At 40.2% G+C, this 18,627-nt stretch carries 15 protein-coding genes; 6 read left to right on the top strand and 9 right to left on the bottom strand.

The window, feature by feature from the left end; genetic code table 11:
• The first annotated feature begins 60 nt into the window (after window positions 1-60).
• On the top strand, window positions 61-2,082 hold the full coding sequence (locus ACJJVX_RS04810; protein ID WP_405630436.1) for a methyl-accepting chemotaxis protein: 2,022 nt from the start codon (window positions 61-63) through the stop codon (window positions 2,080-2,082).
• Here the strand turns inward: ACJJVX_RS04810 and ACJJVX_RS04805 are convergent.
• The gene (locus ACJJVX_RS04805) at window positions 2,072-4,705 is read right to left on the bottom strand and encodes an EAL domain-containing protein (protein ID WP_235575764.1); all 2,634 of its coding nucleotides are present in this window, start codon (window positions 4,703-4,705) and stop codon (window positions 2,072-2,074) included. The genes ACJJVX_RS04810 and ACJJVX_RS04805 overlap by 11 nt on opposite strands.
• Before the next feature lie 168 nt (window positions 4,706-4,873).
• On the opposite strand from ACJJVX_RS04805, the gene ubiD reads away from it, so the two are divergent.
• The 5 genes from ubiD (at window position 4,874) to ACJJVX_RS04780 (ending at window position 8,931) form a co-directional block, all read left to right on the top strand.
• A complete protein-coding gene (gene ubiD / locus ACJJVX_RS04800) occupies window positions 4,874-6,340 on the top strand; it encodes a 4-hydroxy-3-polyprenylbenzoate decarboxylase (RefSeq protein WP_054205224.1) in 1,467 nt (488 codons plus the stop codon).
• A gap of 106 nt (window positions 6,341-6,446) precedes the next feature.
• Complete coding sequence (gene fre / locus ACJJVX_RS04795; RefSeq protein WP_054205225.1) at window positions 6,447-7,160, top strand: NAD(P)H-flavin reductase; 714 nt, start codon at window positions 6,447-6,449, stop codon at window positions 7,158-7,160.
• Window positions 7,161-7,286: 126 nt separating this feature from the next.
• Window positions 7,287-7,607, top strand: coding sequence for a hypothetical protein (locus tag ACJJVX_RS04790; protein ID WP_054205226.1), 321 nt, complete (start codon window positions 7,287-7,289; stop codon window positions 7,605-7,607).
• 77 nt (window positions 7,608-7,684) lie between these two features.
• On the top strand, window positions 7,685-8,398 hold the full coding sequence (locus ACJJVX_RS04785) for a YafY family protein (protein WP_054205227.1): 714 nt from the start codon (window positions 7,685-7,687) through the stop codon (window positions 8,396-8,398).
• Between the two features lie 119 nt (window positions 8,399-8,517).
• The gene (locus ACJJVX_RS04780) at window positions 8,518-8,931 is read left to right on the top strand and encodes a CBS domain-containing protein (RefSeq protein ID WP_054205228.1); all 414 of its coding nucleotides are present in this window, start codon (window positions 8,518-8,520) and stop codon (window positions 8,929-8,931) included.
• Window positions 8,932-8,947: 16 nt separating this feature from the next.
• Here ACJJVX_RS04780 and add read toward each other — a convergent pair whose 3' ends face one another.
• From add to cyaY, 8 genes are all read right to left on the bottom strand, one after another.
• Window positions 8,948-9,949 carry an adenosine deaminase gene (gene add / locus ACJJVX_RS04775; protein WP_054454413.1) on the bottom strand — a complete coding sequence of 334 codons (1,002 nt, stop codon included), beginning with the start codon at window positions 9,947-9,949 and terminating at the stop codon, window positions 8,948-8,950.
• Between the two features lie 151 nt (window positions 9,950-10,100).
• Entirely contained in the window at window positions 10,101-12,782 is a 2,682-nt protein-coding gene (locus ACJJVX_RS04770) for a CHASE domain-containing protein (RefSeq protein WP_405630430.1), read from the bottom strand.
• A 39-nt stretch (window positions 12,783-12,821) separates the two neighbouring features.
• Window positions 12,822-13,931: a heme biosynthesis HemY N-terminal domain-containing protein gene (locus tag ACJJVX_RS04765; protein WP_054205231.1), complete on the bottom strand. Its 1,110-nt coding sequence runs from the start codon at window positions 13,929-13,931 to the stop codon at window positions 12,822-12,824.
• On the bottom strand, window positions 13,928-15,775 hold the full coding sequence (locus ACJJVX_RS04760) for a uroporphyrinogen-III C-methyltransferase (RefSeq protein ID WP_405630429.1): 1,848 nt from the start codon (window positions 15,773-15,775) through the stop codon (window positions 13,928-13,930). The genes ACJJVX_RS04765 and ACJJVX_RS04760 overlap by 4 nt, the downstream gene beginning before the upstream one ends.
• The gene (gene hemC, locus ACJJVX_RS04755) at window positions 15,776-16,714 is read right to left on the bottom strand and encodes a hydroxymethylbilane synthase (RefSeq protein ID WP_405630427.1); all 939 of its coding nucleotides are present in this window, start codon (window positions 16,712-16,714) and stop codon (window positions 15,776-15,778) included.
• Between the two features lie 50 nt (window positions 16,715-16,764).
• On the bottom strand, window positions 16,765-17,601 hold the full coding sequence (locus ACJJVX_RS04750; protein WP_405630425.1) for a DUF2914 domain-containing protein: 837 nt from the start codon (window positions 17,599-17,601) through the stop codon (window positions 16,765-16,767).
• 24 nt (window positions 17,602-17,625) lie between these two features.
• Window positions 17,626-18,282 (bottom strand): alpha/beta hydrolase, encoded by a 657-nt coding sequence (locus ACJJVX_RS04745; RefSeq protein WP_405630423.1) that lies wholly within the window; start codon window positions 18,280-18,282, stop codon window positions 17,626-17,628.
• Window positions 18,279-18,602: an iron donor protein CyaY gene (gene cyaY, locus ACJJVX_RS04740; protein ID WP_405630420.1), complete on the bottom strand. Its 324-nt coding sequence runs from the start codon at window positions 18,600-18,602 to the stop codon at window positions 18,279-18,281. Before cyaY ends, ACJJVX_RS04745 begins: the two co-directional genes overlap by 4 nt.
• Between the last annotated feature and the right edge of the window lie 25 nt (window positions 18,603-18,627).

The following is an 18,627-nucleotide window of genomic DNA, read 5'->3' as shown; positions in this document are numbered from 1 at the left end:
CCTTATATTTTATAAAAAGACTGCTACACTCATTATTTAGCCTGTATTTATGAGTGTGCTATGCAAACAATTGCAATAAAATATAAAGTGGTATTTGCATTTTCCGCAATTGGTCTGCTGATGCTAGCCAGTAGTAGCTTTTTTTATTGGTCTCTTGGCAAAATTAGCATCGCGAACTCAGATATTGAAACGCTCGCAGTCCCTGTGCAGCAGCAAAGTAAGGCACTGCAACTATCACTGCTGTCGATCACTAAATTTAATGCCGTCGCGTATAGCCAAAGTACAGTAGTAAAATTACAGCAAGAGCAGCAACGCGCAATAGCTGAGCAAAAAAAGCTAAACGAAAAGCTCTCTCAACTGCAGCAACAGCTACAAGATCAGCCAAAAATGCAATCGCTACTATCACTTATAGGTAATAGCTATACAAACCTCGCTGAGACTAGCTCCAGCATGTTCAGTGCAAAAAAATCTGGCTTAGACGCTGGCATTGCTGTCGAAAAATCAAGCAGTTTTTATACAGAGAATCTCGCTACTTTAAGTAACGCGCTACTTGATTTAGAGCTTTTAGAAGTAACCAGTCAACAACAGCGATTATTGGATTCAATCGTGGGTACTGCAACTCGAATAGATGATCTACTTTTCACTCTTGCCAGTAATGTAAAAAGTATTAAGTACATTAGTTCACTAAAAGTGCTTAGCGAGCACCAACAAGACACCGATTTTTTACTTGATAATATTCGCTCAAACTTTACCTATTTACAGCAACAAGCCAGTGAACTACACAATGCAGCAAACTTTACGTCTCTTACAGCTCAAATGGCTGACGTTAATGAACAACTAGCTACCATTTACCAGCAGCAAAATACAATGCTTACTAATCGCATTTTAGCCGAAAAAACATTCACAGATTTTCAGCAACAATTTCAAGATACCGAACAACTAATAATCCAACTTACTCAACTTGCTGATCAACGCTTTACAGCCTTACAAAACGATGCAAAGTCAACAATAAGTACAGGCTCTACATTGGCTGTAATTATTAGCCTCATACTGATTTCATTTGCAGCTTTGATCTCTGTGCTGACTACAAGATCAATGCTTAAACCCTTAAATGCGGTAAATAAAGCGCTATCCAGAATAGCATCAGGAGATTTATCAAGACGTACTCACCCACGCAGTGATGATGAGTTCGGCGCATTATTAAATAATATTAATCGGCTCAGTGATGATTTAAGTAAATTGCTCGTTGATATCAGCGACAATGCACATACTTTGGACCAATCAGCAATTAGCACCAGCGAACAAGGGCAGCAAATGACTCTTGCAGCACAGCAGCAACTTACACGAATCGCAGACGCGACATCACTTGCCGAAAATATGCTAAACAATTCTCAAACAGTATGTGAACAAGCTGATATTACCTCTAATGAAATAGCCAATGCTTCGCAATTTGCTAATGACGTAAACCAAATTGCTGATAGGAATAGCCAGCGAATTGAAGCGCTACTTACTCGCCTTGATCAAGCGGTACTTTGTACAGAAGAGCTCACGCAACACACCCAATTAATTGGCGCAATTGTAGATACTATTAGCAGTATTGCCGAGCAAACTAATTTACTTGCCCTCAATGCTGCGATTGAAGCCGCCCGAGCGGGTGAAAATGGCCGCGGTTTCGCTGTTGTGGCCGACGAAGTTCGCTCTCTTGCTGCGCGAACGCAAAGTTCAACGAGCGAAATCCATACCATGATCCAAACGTTACAACATCAAGCCAGTTCTGCCCATCATGAAATCAACGATGGCCAACAACAAGCACAACAATGCGTAACAAACAGCAGTGAGCTAAACCAAGCAGTCGATAAAATAAAAAGTACCTTAGCCACAATTAACCAAATGAGTCAGCAAATAGCTAACTCTTCACACCATCAACTTGATAACAGTAATGATATTAAACAAATCATGGCTAAAGTAACTATACAAGCACAAAATAATGCTAACCACGCCAACACTTTAGCCAGCCAAAGTGAGAATGTAAACCAACTAGCTCACTCTTTAGCAAGTGCTGTTGAAAGGTTTAAATTTTAATGTGCGAGCTATTCGCTTCTAAAAACAACTCAAATTCATCATTCGGTAAGCCCTTACTATATAAAAACCCTTGTATGTAATCGCAATTTAAATTGCGTAGAAAATCCTCTTGCTCTTGGGTTTCAACCCCTTCCGCAATCACTTTTAGTTTTAAATTATTTGCCATGGAAATAATGGCACTGACCAAAGCACAATCTTCAGTGTTATCAGGTAGTTCTTTTATAAACTCGCGATCAATTTTGAGCTTAGTTAACGGAAAGCGCTTTAAATAGCTTAAAGAAGAGTAGCCGGTCCCAAAGTCATCTATTGCTAAACCAACGCCTTGGGCGCGAATTGCTTGTAATTGCTTTAATGTTGTATCACTACTATCTGCAAGCACTGTTTCAGTAATTTCAAGACTTAAACACTCTGCTGCGAGTCCTGTTTCAGCCAAGCACTCTTTAACTAATTCAGATACATTCTGTCGGACAAACTGCACACTAGAGAAGTTAACCGTAATAAAGAAGTTACCATCGAGCTTACAACACCAGTTACTGGCTTGCTGACATGCTTCACGCAATACCCATGCGCCAATCGGCACTATCAAGCCTAGCTCTTCACAAATAGGGATAAAATCAGCAGGCGAAACATGACCTAATTCTGGGTTATACCAACGCAGTAGAGCTTCGCAACCGAGCCTTTCACCATCAATACTTATAATTGGTTGATAATGAATCGTAAACTCATTGTTACTGAGCGCTTTGTGTAACGCCCCCTCAAGCTGACTGCGAGCTTGTGCCTGTTCATGCATGCCTGGTGTAAAGAACTCAAAACAATTTCGCCCCTTTTCTTTCGCTTTATACATTGCACTATCTGCATTGCGAATAAGAATTTTACGCTCCAAGCCATCATCAGGGTAAAGCGTTATACCCATACTGCCCGAAACAAATACTTCATGCTCTGCGATTACAAAAGGTGAGTTCAAAGCATTAAGTACTTTTAACGCAATATGTTCAATTTGATTAACAGTATTGATGTTCGTCAGCAGGAGAGAAAACTCATCCCCCCCCAAGCGCGCAACAAGGTTACCACTACTCATACACGCCTTTATTCGTTTTGACGCCTCTAATAATAATAAGTCTCCCGTTGCATGTCCGAGGGTATCATTCACACTTTTAAATCGATCTAAATCAATAAAGCAAATAGCTAAGCGTTTTTGCTCTGCTTGAGCATGCAACATTTGCTGATCAACCTTATTATAAAAGTGCTGCCTATTTGGCAAGCCTGTTAACGTGTCTAAATTAGTTTGCAGCCACATTTCTTGTTCATTTTCTTTGCGTAAGCTAATGTCGTTTAGAATTGCCACAAACATTTCTATATTTTTTGTATCATCAAAAACGACTGCAATACTCAGCCAGCAAGGGTAAATACAACCATCTTTACGTCGGTTCCATATTTCACCTTCCCACTGCCCTTGTGTATTTAATTGCAAATACATCGCTTTGAAAAACTCACTATTATGTCGGCCAGAGTTAAGTAAACTTGGCGTTTTCCCTAAGGCATCATCTTGTGAGTAACCTGTAATATTTATAAAAGCACGATTCACCATAATGATTTCGTTTTTGCCATTGGAAACAAACACTCCCTCATTAGTAGTCGCAAAAACAGTACTCGCTAAACGTTGTTGACGTCGCGTGGCTATACGCTCTGAAATATCATGTATAAAATGAATGCTTCCCAAGTGACGAGCATCATTATCAACCACTTTCGTACAGGTATATTCCCCCCAAAAATTTCCTTCTGCACCTTTATATTCATGCTCATTAATTGCATCGCTAGATAGTGTTTGGCTCACCTCAAACTCATACATAAAACGACCAAAAAGTGGCATTTTAGCGGTTAGTATTTGTTGTGCTTTTTTATTTGCAGCAGAAATACGTTGGTTCGGTTCAGCAAAAATAAGTAAGTCATCAATACTATCAAAAATAGCTTGCAGCTTAGAGCTATCTTGCTGCGCTGCTCGCTTTGCTCTTCGTAATCGTGTTGCCAGTACACTTAAAATTAGTAATAGTACGCATAGTAAAGCAATTGAAATAATCGCTAGTAAAAGCTGATCACTTTGCTTCTTTTCTATTTCACCTATTTGTATACGAATTAGCTCTTCGAGGTTTTCTTGGTAACGCCATAACTCTTTTTCTAAGCTTCGTTGTGAAGAGATATCATGAATCACCGACAACAGCTGTGTTTTACCATTAACATTAAAGGGGGTTGAATAGACACTGACAGTACGCATATCACCGCTTGCTAAACGATGTTTAAAAACAAAATAATTACGACCTTCAGTACGTGCAGCTGCACGCTCTTGTGCCACCTGCTCGTTAGTAAAAATATTAATTTGCTGAATAGATTTTTTTTCCAGCTCACTTACATTGAAACCATAAAATAAGGCCGCGGCATCATTTGCTTGAACAATATCACCTGACTCAGGGTCAATAATTAACATAATAGCACTGTGGTTTTTAAAAAGAGCCGGGGAAATAATAGTGGATAAATCATCGGCAGCAATACCCGTACGACAATGAAGGCAGGCCATAAAAATAATTACTTTTAAAATTAATACCTTATCAATAAAAGTTTTGCGCAAGTGAACCCCCCTTTCTTATCTAAAGTATAACTATAGCCCAATGAAACTTTAATGTGAGAAAGGCAATAAATGAAAAATAATAATGTAGCATAAACAAAGCCGAGTAAACTCGCTAATAAAAATGACTCAAGTATAATGATTCTAATTTAAGCCTTAAAGCAGCCGACAATGAAATATAAAGATCTCCGTGATTTTATCAAATTACTAGAAGAAAAAGGTGAGCTTAAACGTATTCACCAAGAAATTGACCCTTACCTAGAAATGACCGAAATAGCCGATCGCACGCTGCGAGCTCAAGGCCCAGCTTTACTGTTTGAAAACCCCAAAGGGCATTCGATGCCTGTTTTAGCCAACCTATTTGGCACACCTAAACGTGTTGCTATGGGCATGGGTAAAGATGATGTTAGTGAGCTTCGTGAAGTTGGTAAACTACTGGCATTTCTAAAAGAGCCAGAACCACCAAAAGGCATTAAAGAAGCGCTAGGGCAAATTCCGGTATTTAAGCAAGTACTTAATATGCCAGCCAAAGAAGTAAAAAAAGCACCTTGCCAACAAATTATCATTGAAGGCGATGAGGTAGATTTAACTAAACTGCCAATCCAACATTGCTGGCCTGGCGATGTAGCTCCCCTTATCACTTGGGGCTTAACCGTCACCAAAGGACCTTACAAAAAGCGTCAAAACTTAGGTATTTACCGCCAACAATTACTTGGTAAAAATAAAATAATCATGCGCTGGCTTTCACACCGTGGCGGCGCGCTTGATTTTCAAGAATGGTGTAAAGAAAACCCTGGCGAACCTTACCCTGTATCAGTCGCACTTGGCGCAGATCCTGCTACAATTTTAGGTGCAGTAACGCCTGTACCTGACACCCTAAGTGAATACGCATTTGCTGGCTTACTTCGTGGTAGCAAAACAGAAGTAGTTAAGTCGATATCAAATGATCTACAAGTGCCTGCCAGTGCTGAAATCATATTGGAAGGCTATATCATGCCTGGTGAAGTAGCGCCAGAAGGTCCTTATGGCGATCACACTGGTTACTACAATGAAGTGGATGAATTTCCAGTTATGACCGTCACGCATATGACGCATCGCAAAGATCCAATTTACCACAGTACTTTTACCGGCCGTCCACCAGATGAACCTGCAATTCTAGGCGTTGCACTAAACGAAGTATTCGTACCAATCTTACAAAAGCAATTTCCTGAGATTGTCGATTTTTACTTACCGCCTGAAGGCTGCTCATACCGCATGGCTGTCGTGACCATGAAAAAACAATACCCTGGCCATGCTAAACGAGTAATGATGGGTGTATGGTCGTTTTTACGTCAATTTATGTACACTAAGTTTGTAATCGTGTGTGATGACGACGTCAATGCCCGAGACTGGAACGACGTAATTTGGGCTATTACAACACGCATGGATCCCGCTCGTGATACAACTTTAATTGAAAATACACCGATTGACTATTTAGATTTTGCATCACCTGTTTCCGGCCTTGGTTCTAAAATGGGTATGGATGCAACCAACAAATGGCCTGGTGAAACAACGCGCGAATGGGGTGAACCTATCGTTATGGACCAAGCCACTAAAGACCGTGTTGATGATATTTGGCAAAGTCTTGATATTCTATAGTTTGATCATCTAACTGATGAATTAACAGTCTATAAAACCCCTGTGCAGATATGCTAGAATTGAGAAATTCGAATGCGTATCTGCAAACAGTGCTAAAAGGTAAACCATGCAAACATTACATGCTGACGTTGTTGCTATCAGCCCATTAACTGAATTTGTTCACAAAGTTATTTTAAAACCAATTGAAAGTGTTAAATTTGAAGCAGGCCAATACTTACAAGTTGTGCTTGGTGAGAAAGACAAGCGTGCATTTTCAATTGCTAGCCGTCCTTCACAGTGTGACGAGCTTGAATTACATATTGGCGCATCTGCAGTTGACTCATACGCCATGCAAACCCTTGAACATTTACGTGATGCACACACTAACAATACCAAAGTAACCATTGAAACGGGCTTAGGTATTTCGCAACTACGCCTACAATGCGAACGCCCGATTATTTTACTCGCTGGCGGCACTGGTTTTTCATACGCAAAATCAATGGCTGATCATTTAAGCGAAATTGGTTGTGACCGCCCTGTTTTATTTTACTGGGGTGTACGTGAAGAATCGGCTTTATATGCACACACTGAAATGCAAACGTGGGCTAATAGCCGAGAAAACTTTACTTTTATCCCTGTCGTTGAAAACCCAACAGTCAGCTGGACAGGCCATACTGGCTACGTACATAAAGCCGTGATGAGCGATATTGCCTCCCTTTCGCCATATGATATTTACATGGCAGGGCGTTTTGACATGATTGGCATCGTACGAGATGATTTTATTGCTCATGGTGCAATCCGCGAAAACATGTACGCTGACGCATTCGCGTTTATTAAGTAATAAAAAATCCATTATAGCCAGCTTAATTATTTCAATTGCACCAAATTGATATAATTAAGCTGGCTACTGACACTCCCTGACAATACATTATGGTTTACTGTTCGCTCTTAAACAAGGAGCACAATTATGACCACTAACGTAATCGAAGTTATCACTTTTAAACTAAATAACGACACAGATTTGGCACAATTTCATATCGCCAATAATACCTTCCAAAACTTTATCGACAAGCAACCAGGAGTGTTTTATCGCTCACTTGCTAAACAAGCAGAAACCCAGCAATATATTGATGTTATATACTTTGCGACTCCCGCAGATGCGAAACGAGTGAGTGATATGTTTTTTGAAAACGAGCAGTGCCAACAATTTGCAGCATTAATTGAAAAACAAAGTGTACAATTAACCCATTACGAAGTATTAAGCCAAACAGCTTGCCAGCAAAGTTGAGCTACCTAAAGTCTGAGTTAAATTACTTCCCAAAAATCCGCTTAAATACATTAACTTAAACGATAAAGGATACGTTCGTGCATAAATCAGAGCGGCTGTTTCAATTAGTAAATATGCTAAAAGGTCGCCGCTTTGCGGTTACTGCAAATGAACTTGCTAATCGACTGCAAGTATCTCAACGAACCATTTATCGCGATATTCAACACCTTCAAAGTTCTGGCGTGCCCATTGAAGGTGATACGGGGGTGGGTTACCTAATAGCACACTACGATCTTCCCCCAATGATGTTTACATTAGAAGAATTACAAGCGCTTCTACTAGGTAGTAAAATGGTGAGTGCATGGACTGACCCACAATTAGCTGCCAAAGCCCAAGCTGCAATAGCTAAAATAAATGCCGTATTGCCTGAAAAGCTAAAACAGCAAGTCGAAGAATTACCTTATTTAGTATCGGCCTTTAACCATGATAAAACCCATCAAGAAATTACATTGCAACTTCGTAAAGCTATTACCAATAAAACCTGTATTGAATTTCATTACCTAGATGTTAACCAGCAGCCAAGCCACCGCATTGTAGATCCTCTTGGGCTCGTATATTGGGGCGCAAAATGGACGCTCATCGCTCACTGCCAATTACGTAATGACTATCGGGAATTTCGCTTAGATCGCATTCAAAGCATTACCTCACTAGCGAATACATTCAACACCAGTTCACACAAAAGTCTCTCACACTATATTGAGTTAGTTAAAGCAAAATACCACGTTGATATTGATTGCCCGGAAAATAAATAAATTACCAACAACTGGTGATCTGATTGTTTTAACCTATCAGAGCAATCAACATAAACAATTTCCCAAAAACCCATTCATTAACCATACTTTGTACAAGTCATTAACGGGGAGAGACCCAAATGTTAAATACAAAAGTAAAAGATTTTATGCAACGCAAACTACCCAATATCACACCTGAAACTGAAATGACTACGGCTATTTCAGAATTACAAAAATTCAAACTGATGGGGGCACCTGTATTTAATGAGGATAAGTGTTTAGTAGGTTTTATTTCTGAACAAGAACTACTAAAGCCATTAATGCAAAATAGTTATTTTTGTGATGGCGTAGTCAAAGTAGCTCAGCTGATGCAAACTGATGTGGTTACCGTCAGCGGTGATACCAATATTATTGAACTAGCCGAACAAATGAAAACGGGAAAGCCAAAAAATTACCCTGTTGTAGAGGGCACAACGGTGATTGGTATGATTGGCCGAAGCGATATTCTTAAAGCTCTTTTTGACAACTACTTAAGCTGTCAAAAAGAACATTAGGTGGCGTACGTCGCTGCTATTTAGCAGCGGCACTCTGTTTTAACTGTTGCTTTTCAGCATCACTCAAATAGGCTATCTCGAGTGCATTTACTTGCGCTTTTTCCATGTCAGCTTGCGTCAGACCAGCCGCTGGTGCGGCAACTGCATATTCATGCTCAATTTCAATGCCTTCAACAGCAGGATCATCCGTATTAATACACGCTAAAATACCATGATCTAAAAAGCGTTTCAGTGGATGCACATCTAAGCTAGCAACGGTACTCGTTTGCACATTACTGGTTAAGCATGATTCAATGCCTATGCGATTATCTCGCAGGTAGTCCATTAGCTTTACATCTTCAATCGCTTTTACACCATGGCCAATACGCTCTGCTCCAAGCTCATTAATTGCTTGCCAAATACTTGCAGCACCAAGTGCTTCGCCCGCATGAATAGTAGCGGCTAGGTAGGCATTTCGGACCTGTTTAAAGTGATCAACAAATAGCTCTCCCGGAAAACCAATTTCATCACCGGCTAAATCTACAGCCACTAAATCATTTTTAAATGCAAGCAACGCATCAAGCTCTTGTTGACAAATTTTGGTGCCATAAGTACGTGACATAATGCCAATTAAATTAGCTTTAACACTGCTGCTTTGAGTGGCACTTTTTATACCATCAACCACGGCTTCTACAACGCCTTGCGGATGCAGCCCTTGGCTTTGCGCCATATAATAAGGGCTAAAACGAAGCTCAACATAATCTAAACCTTGCGCTTGTGCATCTTCAATGTTTTCAATTGCAATACGACGACAGGCATCATAATCACCCAGTACGGCGACACCCCAATCTAATTTTTGCAAAAAGGCCATTAGGTTTGGTTCTGGATCAATGACTTGCACATGCGGTATTAGCGCCGCCACATTATCGGCGGGTAATTTGATATTGAACTGACGGCCCAAATCAAGAATAGTTTGCGCACGAACATTACCGTCTAAATGGCGATGGATATCTAGCAAAGGGAGTTTTTTATTAATCATAATTAGCACTCAGTCAGTTAAATTTGCGCGGATCATACGCACTTAAATAGGTAATTCAAGTTTAGATGATTTTGTTTTCTTTATTGAGGTCATTTGTCTGCATGACAAAGATGAAAACATTTAAAATAAATGCCAAAAACGCTTTATACACTTATTGTAAATAATGCCACATCGTTTTAAATAATTTATCAGCATCAATTGGTTTAGTTAAGTAATCGTCCATACCTGTTGCTAATGCTTTTTTCGCATCCTCATCATGCGCATTTGCTGATAAGCCAATAATAGGCAACTCGCTCATAAATAGCTCATTACGAATAACCTTAGTCGCTTGTAAACCATCCATATTAGGCATTTGAATATCCATAAGAACTAGGTCATAAGGTGTCTGTGACACTTTTTCAATCGCCTCAAAACCATCATTAGCAATATCCGCAACGCACCCTTTTGTTTTTAATATTGCAGTTGCAACATGTTGGTTTAGGGGGTTGTCTTCTACTAATAATATTTTAAAATCAACAAACGATAAGCTGCTTGTATCTATGTCGTTGAAGCGTGTTTCTAACTGCTCTGTTTTTGCTAGCGGTGAAATGCGTGGCAAAGTAAAAGTAAATGTAGAGCCCAGCCCTTGTTTACTTTCCAGGCCTATTGCCCCTCCCATTAACTCAACCAGCTTCTTGCAAATACTTAAGCCTAAGCCTGTACCACCATACTGGCGTGAAGTAGAACTGTCAGCTTGTGCAAACGGTTGGAATAATTGCTGTTGAGCATTGTCGTTAATACCTATGCCTGTGTCATTCACACTAAAATAAGTAACGCTCTCACTTTGCCATATTTTTAATGTGATAGTCCCTGCTGCGGTAAACTTAATGGCATTATTTAGTAAGTTTAATAACACTTGCTTTAGCCGAATTGGATCGGTATCTATCTGTAATTGTGCGCCACGATCTAACTCCAACTGCAAGTTGAGTGCTTTAATATCCGCCTCAAATTGCACTAAGTTCATAACCTCATCAATAAGGTGATTAACCTTTATGGGTTCTTGTGCTAAATCAAGCTTATCGGCTTCCATTTTTGAATAGTCGAGCACATCATTCAGCACCCTCAAAAGCACGCTAAGTGCACCATCAGCTTGTTCTATGTAACGGCGACCTTGTTGCCAATCTTGCTGTTGCAACGCTAAATAATGCAAACCTTTAATACCGTTTATTGGTGTGCGTACTTCATGACTCATGTTCGCTAAAAATTGGCTTTTGATTTGACTCGCTTCATCTGCTTTTTGTTTTTCTTGACGTAAAATCCGTGTTTGCTGAGCGACTTGCTCCCTCACCTGAATATTAGTACCCGTTACTGATATCAAGAAGGTAATTAACAACCAAACAAATAACATACCCACTATTTGTGCAAGCCAATACATGACCCATGATGTTTTTGATTTAGGCTCAAATAGCTGCACTTGCCAAATACGCTTTCCAAGTAAAAGTTGATACTCGTTTAGCAATTCAACATTCGCACTTTGAGTTTGATAAATTAATTGCTGATCATTCTCATCTGTTACATCGTAAAAATGGGCGCTTATTTTACTGTCATGATTAAACCATAACGATTGAGATAAGCGCGATAAACTCACCACCCCAACAACAAACCCTTTAAAATCACCCTGAGTATCTAAGTCTCCAAACACAGGGAAGAAAAACAATACACCATTACCATCAGCATTACTTTGGACTAACCCTATAGGTTCACTTATTACCAATTCATTCAATGCTTTTGACATCATTAACGCATCATATCGCTGCTCATTGGAAGCCAAATCAAACCCAAGTACAACCTCATTTCCTACTATTGGATGGGCATATTGCACAGGGTAGTACTCATCTCGCATTGAGACAGGCTGCCAGCTTTGTCCTGATGACTTTTCTTTAATATAAAAATCATCAACCCCTTCAAGCTGAATACCCTGTTGGTATTGGGTTAGCTCGGCTTTAGTAACACGCGGTACCCATTCAAATGCTAAAATTTCATGGCTATAATCCAACTGCTTTGAAGTGAAGCGCTTAAACTCTTGGTAATTAACCCCATCACTACTGGCAAAAAAGGTAGCGAGAAGAGTCAAATGCCCTGTTATTTCAGATATTTTATGATTGATTTCAGATTGCACAGCAGCAATCTTAGCACTTTGTTTTTGAATGTTTTTTTCTTTTTTGACACTAGCCGCAGCGTAAAAACTCAGGCTAATCACCATATAGATAAATAACGAAGGGAGAATAACCTGTAGTCGATGGCGCATTTGTGAATAATTGAACGCTGCCAATATTAGCGGTGTAAAAATCAACACCCCTATACTGTCGCCAATCCACCATGCTATAAAATTATCAACGGCGACATGGGCAGGAATAACCTGATTATAAACCAACAGTGTAGTGCCTATTGACGCTGCAATAACACAACAAATAGGGCCTGCAACAATTAAGCTATGAACGCTGCGTTTTAAAGATGATAAATCTAAAGGGGCTTTAATTACATTTACAATGAGGTAGCTACCAAACCACGCCTGAAAAGTTGCAGCTAAAGAAACTATTAAAGCCTGAAGGAATACTTGCCAATGTAATATATCAACAACACGATCAAGGTGAGCAAGATTAGTAAGCAGTGCACCGAGCAAAATCCCCGCTAAAGCTCGGCGCCCACATAATAAAAAACCAGCTAAAGCGATACCCGATGGCGGCCATGAAGCAACAGCATATCCATTAACAGCCAATAATAAATTACTAAAAAAACCAGTCGTAAAATAAGCAAAAGCAAGGCTAACAGTCAGAGTAAATATATTCTTCATATGCTCTGGCGCTCCTATGCCGATATAAGCCTATTTAGATTATAGGTAAAGATCCAGCGCTTTTTGTGGCTGTGCACTTTTACTATAACTAAGCTGAGCTTGTGCTAAGTAATCTTTACTGTTTTCAGGGTTTAACGCCTTATCAAATACACGTGCAGCAAGCTCGTATTCGCCATGTGCATTCGCTAAACACGCTAGCGATAGTAATAAGTCTTGATTATCTGGTTCTTTTTTCAGCGTATCTTGTAAGCTCGCCTGTAATTTCAGCGCATCTCCCGGTGCAGAAACGTTTAATACTTTGGCAAGATCATTATGTTGCTCTGATTTTTTAAGCATTTTTAATAAAGTTAGCTCAATTTCATTTAAACGCCCTACTTTTGCCATCACAGATAAATAAGCCATATGCGCTTTTACTTTCAAGCTTTTTGAGAGCTGTTGATATTTATCAATTAACTGCGAGTGCGGCTGTGCCATAAAATAAGCTGTGAATAATGACGACCACTGTGTATCGGTTAATGCTTGTTTACTTAATAAACGTGGCATAAATTGCTCAAGAGCCGTCCACTTTTGTTGTTGAACTAACACTTCCGCGTACATTTTCAGCTCTAATGCAGTTGCTTTTTTAGCTTCTGCTAATGCTTTTAAATCACCAGTCACCGTACTGCAATCGCCTGTGGCTAACCAAAGTTTAGCTGCTTTTAATTGATTTTCTGCTGAAATTTTCTCAAGTAAGGTAATTGCTTTATTTATCTCACTTTTTTGCAAAGCGGCTTTGGCTAATAAAGCATAGCGTACATCATGCCAATTATCTGCCACACTATTGTTTTCCAGCGCAAGCTCTAACTGCTCACTATCGCTGTTAATTAAACTCCAAATACCTTGTTCAATGGCTGCTTGCTTGCGCTCTTCACTGCGAGCAAAAAAGCGATGACGAGTATTACTGTATAAAGACCAAACATAGCGAATGAGTTTATAAGTAACATACAGTCCAAGTGCAATAACTAAAAATGCCGCACAAAAAGCAACAATTGAGCCCTCTAATGTAGTGTGATTAAACGAGATAAGTACATAGCCAACTTCACCGATTAACAAGGGTGATACAGCAAGCAAAATTGCAATGGCTAAAATAACCAAAATAATGCGTATCATTGTGCCCACTCCTTGACCTGCTCAGTACTTTTCAAAGTGATTTCAGGGCTAAAGTTTAGTGACTCTTTATTTAAGCCTGCCAATGTTTTAAGTACACTTTGTGTATGTGGATCATCTTGCTTAAAGTAATCACTCACTAATACATGAGCTTGATTTAAAGCGGTAAAATATATACTTGCTTGTTTAGTTAAAAGTGCATCTTGCGCTTGAGATAAATACAGACTTAAACGCTGCTTAATTAAATGACGCTCTTGCTCTGTTAATAAAGGCTCAATTGCAATATCTTCACGTTGACGAATTTTAATAAAATTATCTTGCAGCTGTTCCCATGTTTTAGCTACGTTTTGTTGCCAGTCACTGACATCTTCACTCAAAGCATCTTGCTTCGTCGTAATTGCTACTTGTGGTAACGCCACCGCATTAAAATCTAACTTATCTATTTGTTCTAACACACCGTGAAGTTGTAAATAAATCGCTTCAGCAGGGATCGGTTTTACGATACTAAGCGCTTGCATATCACTATGAATTGCTTGGCGAATAGCACCGGTTCCTGGATGCTCTGCTAGCAAAGCATCTAATCGCGCCAGCACTGCGGCTGCACCTTTATAATCTTTCTCAGCCCATAACTTAAACTCGGCCATGCGTTGTAAACTTGTGACTTCGTGCGGATTAAGGCTGTATGCTTGTTGCTGAGCACGTTGCAATGCACTCTCTAGTTGCTTAGCTGTATTATCCGCATTCTCAGCCAAACTAGCAGCTACTTTTTGCTCACTATTAAATAACGCTTGTTGCAGTGTTTGCTGCGCTGCTTTCACTGCTTGCAATTCTTTACTCAATAATTGATTGTCAGCAGATAGCTGAGTAACTAATTGATTGGCTTGCTGCTCTGTATTAAATTTTTGATAAAATTGATAACCCACACCCGATGCAACAATTAGCGAGATAAGCAACGCTAAGCTGCCTGTTTTACTTATTTTTTGTTTATTATTTTGGTTCATCATGGGTTCTTTTTTAGCAGCTGGAGAAGTTGCCGCTGACTTTGCTGTTTGATTAGTTGATGATGCTGTTTTTACTTCAGCTGCCGGTGTTGTTGGCTTTGCATGTTCGCTCATAGTATTACCTTGACTGATGCAGGTAAACATAGCGCTATCGCTCGCACCTGCAGCAATGTGAATATTTTCCGAATTTACATGTTGTAGCTTGAGGTGTTCACAAATACGACTGCTAGCAACATAAAACTGGCACTGTCTTAACCATTCTAGTTGTTTTAAAGGAAGTTGATTAAAAATAGCATCAACCGCCGCATTACTAGTAATGACTATACCTTTAACATTAAGGCTTTGCCAGTGGTCTAGCCAGTTGCTTGGTTCCCCTTCGATTGGGGCTCGCTGATAAATCACTAAGTTATTTAAAAAAGCACTGCGCTGCTTTAATATTTTAGCTATTGTAGGACGACCATCTTTCCCCTTAACAAGCACAATATTTTGCCCGTCAATCTGTTGCAGCGACTGTAATGCAAGTAAACCTTCCGAATCATGCTGCTTAGGCACCGCGGCACGCACACCAAACCCTTGCCAAATGGCCTCTGCGGTTTTTTCACCTACAGCGTAAAACTGCGCTTTGGTGTTTATATCTGGTTTAAGTGCTAATAAAGCTTTGACCGCATCTTGGGAGATAAAAATAATTTTATCTGCGTTCAACAAAGGGGTTAATTGAGCGCTTTGTAGTGTGAAGTAATCAAGTGTTAAAACTGGAAATAAGGTCGCCTGATAACCCCCTTGCAGCAGCTTTTCTGCAAGGTCAGCGCCTTTTCCCTCTGGGCGAGTTATCAGGATATGTGACATTTATGCGTCTCGGTATACGTCAGCTAAAATTTTATCTGCACCTAATGCTAGTAGTTGCTCAGCTAATTGCACGCCCAACGCTTCTGCATCAATCGTGTTACCTCTAATTTCAGCGCGTAGTATTTCACTGCCATCGATAGCACCCACTAAGCCACGAAGATGAACCTGTTCGCCATCAACTAAAGCATAGGCACCAATAGGAACTTGACAACCTCCTTCTAAACGACGATTCATAGCACGCTCAGCATTCACGCGAATACGCGTTTCACTGTGCTCAAGTGGTGCAAGCAATGCTTTGGTAGCCTCGTCATCAATACGACACTCAATACCAACAGCCCCTTGTCCATTGGCCGGTAGCGATACTTCAGGCTCAATAAACGCTTTAATACGCTCATGCATGTCAAGACGAATCAAGCCAGCCGCGGCTAAAATTATCGCATCGTATTGGCCGTCATCAAGCTTTGCTAAACGGGTATTTACATTACCGCGTAGATCACGAATCTCTAGATCCGGGCGCAACGCACGAATTTGACACTGACGACGCAAGCTTGAAGTACCCACAATTGCACCTTGTGGTAACTGCGCAATATCAGCGCATGTATTGGACACAAACGCATCGCGCGGGTCTTCACGCTCACAAATCGTGTGCAGCGCTAAACCTTCTGGAAAATCTACAGGCACATCTTTCATTGAATGCACGGCAATATCAGCACGGCCATCTAACATAGCTTGTTCAAGCTCTTTAACAAATAACCCTTTTCCACCAATTTTAGCCAGAGGTGTATCTAAAATAATATCCCCTTGAGTCGACATCGGCACGAGCTCAACAGTAATGTCTTTATGAAAATGCTCAAGTTGCGCTTTTACAAATTCTGCCTGCCAAAGTGCTAAGGCGCTTTTTCGGGTTGCTATACGAACGAGTTTATTTGTGTTTGTCATAATAAAAAGTATCCAATTTATGTTCTTTACTTAGCCCTGCGCTGCAGCGTTTATCTGGCTAATATACGAAATTCTTTTTGTGCTAATAAGTGACCTTGCTGATCAATCACGTCAACACGCCAGTGGCCAAGTTGCTCTGATAAAATATGCTTCTTTGAATAAGTACGATAACGCGGTGATGTGACATCAAGTTCAATACTGGCCATTATTTCGTTTTCATAACGCCAAACATGGGTCACTTTTTGCCCTTGTAAATTTTTAAGCTCACTAAAAAAAGCTATAGTATCAACAAATTCACCAATTCGAATATCCGCTTTTAAGACATTAACAGGCTCGCGCCCCACTACATCACGCGTCAATACTGCTCGGCTTACTTTGTCTGTATCTATTTTTGCACCCAACGCAACACTTGCAACATGGGCGGTACTGGCAAAACTTTTTGGCTGAGCGACTATTGAATCAGTCTCACCTGATACTGTCGTAATGTCAGCTTCAATATTCAGTGTTGTTGTTTCACTTAGTTCTGACTCATCGTTATTAGCGCTCTGTAAATCAATGGCATCTTCAATCTCAGCCATCGAGTTATTTGTAATTAGCGCAGGCTCAACCTGCACATCATCACTTTGTTCAATTATAGGCGTAACGAAAGGGAGACCTTCATCAGCACCCTTCGTAGAAACTAATATCGGTACGTCATTTGACACATTAGGCAGATCATTTTGCTCAGCATTAACCGAGCCCAATAGGCTATAAGTAAAAACAACTAATGCAAATAAACCCAGTAAAGTCACAGTGGCAATGCGTTTCCAATGCCATTGATAGGTTACTGACGGTGCACTTGGTTCTGCACGCCTCATATTTGCTGTAATTACTATTTTTTGTTTCATTTTAGCCTCGGTTACTCAACACTATTAACTTAAGCGAGCAATTAACCATTGGCGAATAGCCGCTAGTTCTTCCCCACAAACCTGATGGCCCATTGGGTATTCTTGCCAACTTACATCCATGTTATGCGCTGATAATATGTCAAACGCATGACGACCCGCGCCATAAGGCACAACCTGATCTTGGCTTCCATGAGCCATAAATACAGTTAAGTCTGTATGTTTTGCTTCTGCGGTTAATTTCTCTGGCACGCACATATACGTTGAAAGTGCCATTACTCCTGCAAGCTTTTGCTCTAAACGTGGAGCTAAATGCAGTGAAACAACACCGCCCTGAGAAAAACCAGCCAATATTATTTTATCTGCTGGAATACCTTTTTCAATCTCATGGCTGATCAACGCTTCAACTTTGGCGGCAGATTCCCGCACCCCAGTTTCATCCGCACGTTTATCAAGATCCATTGATTTAATGTCATACCACGAGCGCATTGCCATGCCACCATTAATAGTGACGGGTTGCACCGGCGCATGTGGAAATACAAAGCGTACGCCTAAATCATCAGGAAGTGAAAGTTGAGGTGCGACCGGTAAAAAACCATCACCAGAATCGCCTAGGCCATGTAACCAAATAATCGTTGCTTGATGCTTTGCTTTAGCTGGATATTCAACAAACTCTAAACTCATAATTCAGACTGCCATTGTACAGGTTGGCCGGCTTGACGAGTTGTTGCTTCATTCATAAACTGCCAAAATTCAGCACCAGAGCGGTTATCTATCCATTTATCGCCACGTAATTCAAAGTGGTGACCATTAAATTTTGTTGCAACCCATACTTGATGTAATGGTGCTTGCTTATTAATTACAATTTTACTGCTATCGGCAAAAATAATCTCCAAAATACCTTGTGCAGATTCATAATCAAGATCGGCTTCACAGTCATCCACTTGCTCTTCAATTGTGAACATAAGTGCTTCGGCTAATTGGTGGTATTCATGATCAGTCATTATTATTTCCTTTACGGCAGTAGGA

Source organism: Pseudoalteromonas sp. Ld20, from assembly GCF_045064175.1.
GTDB lineage: Bacteria > Pseudomonadota > Gammaproteobacteria > Enterobacterales > Alteromonadaceae > Pseudoalteromonas > Pseudoalteromonas neustonica.
This window is presented reverse-complemented; position numbering and strand designations above follow the sequence as displayed.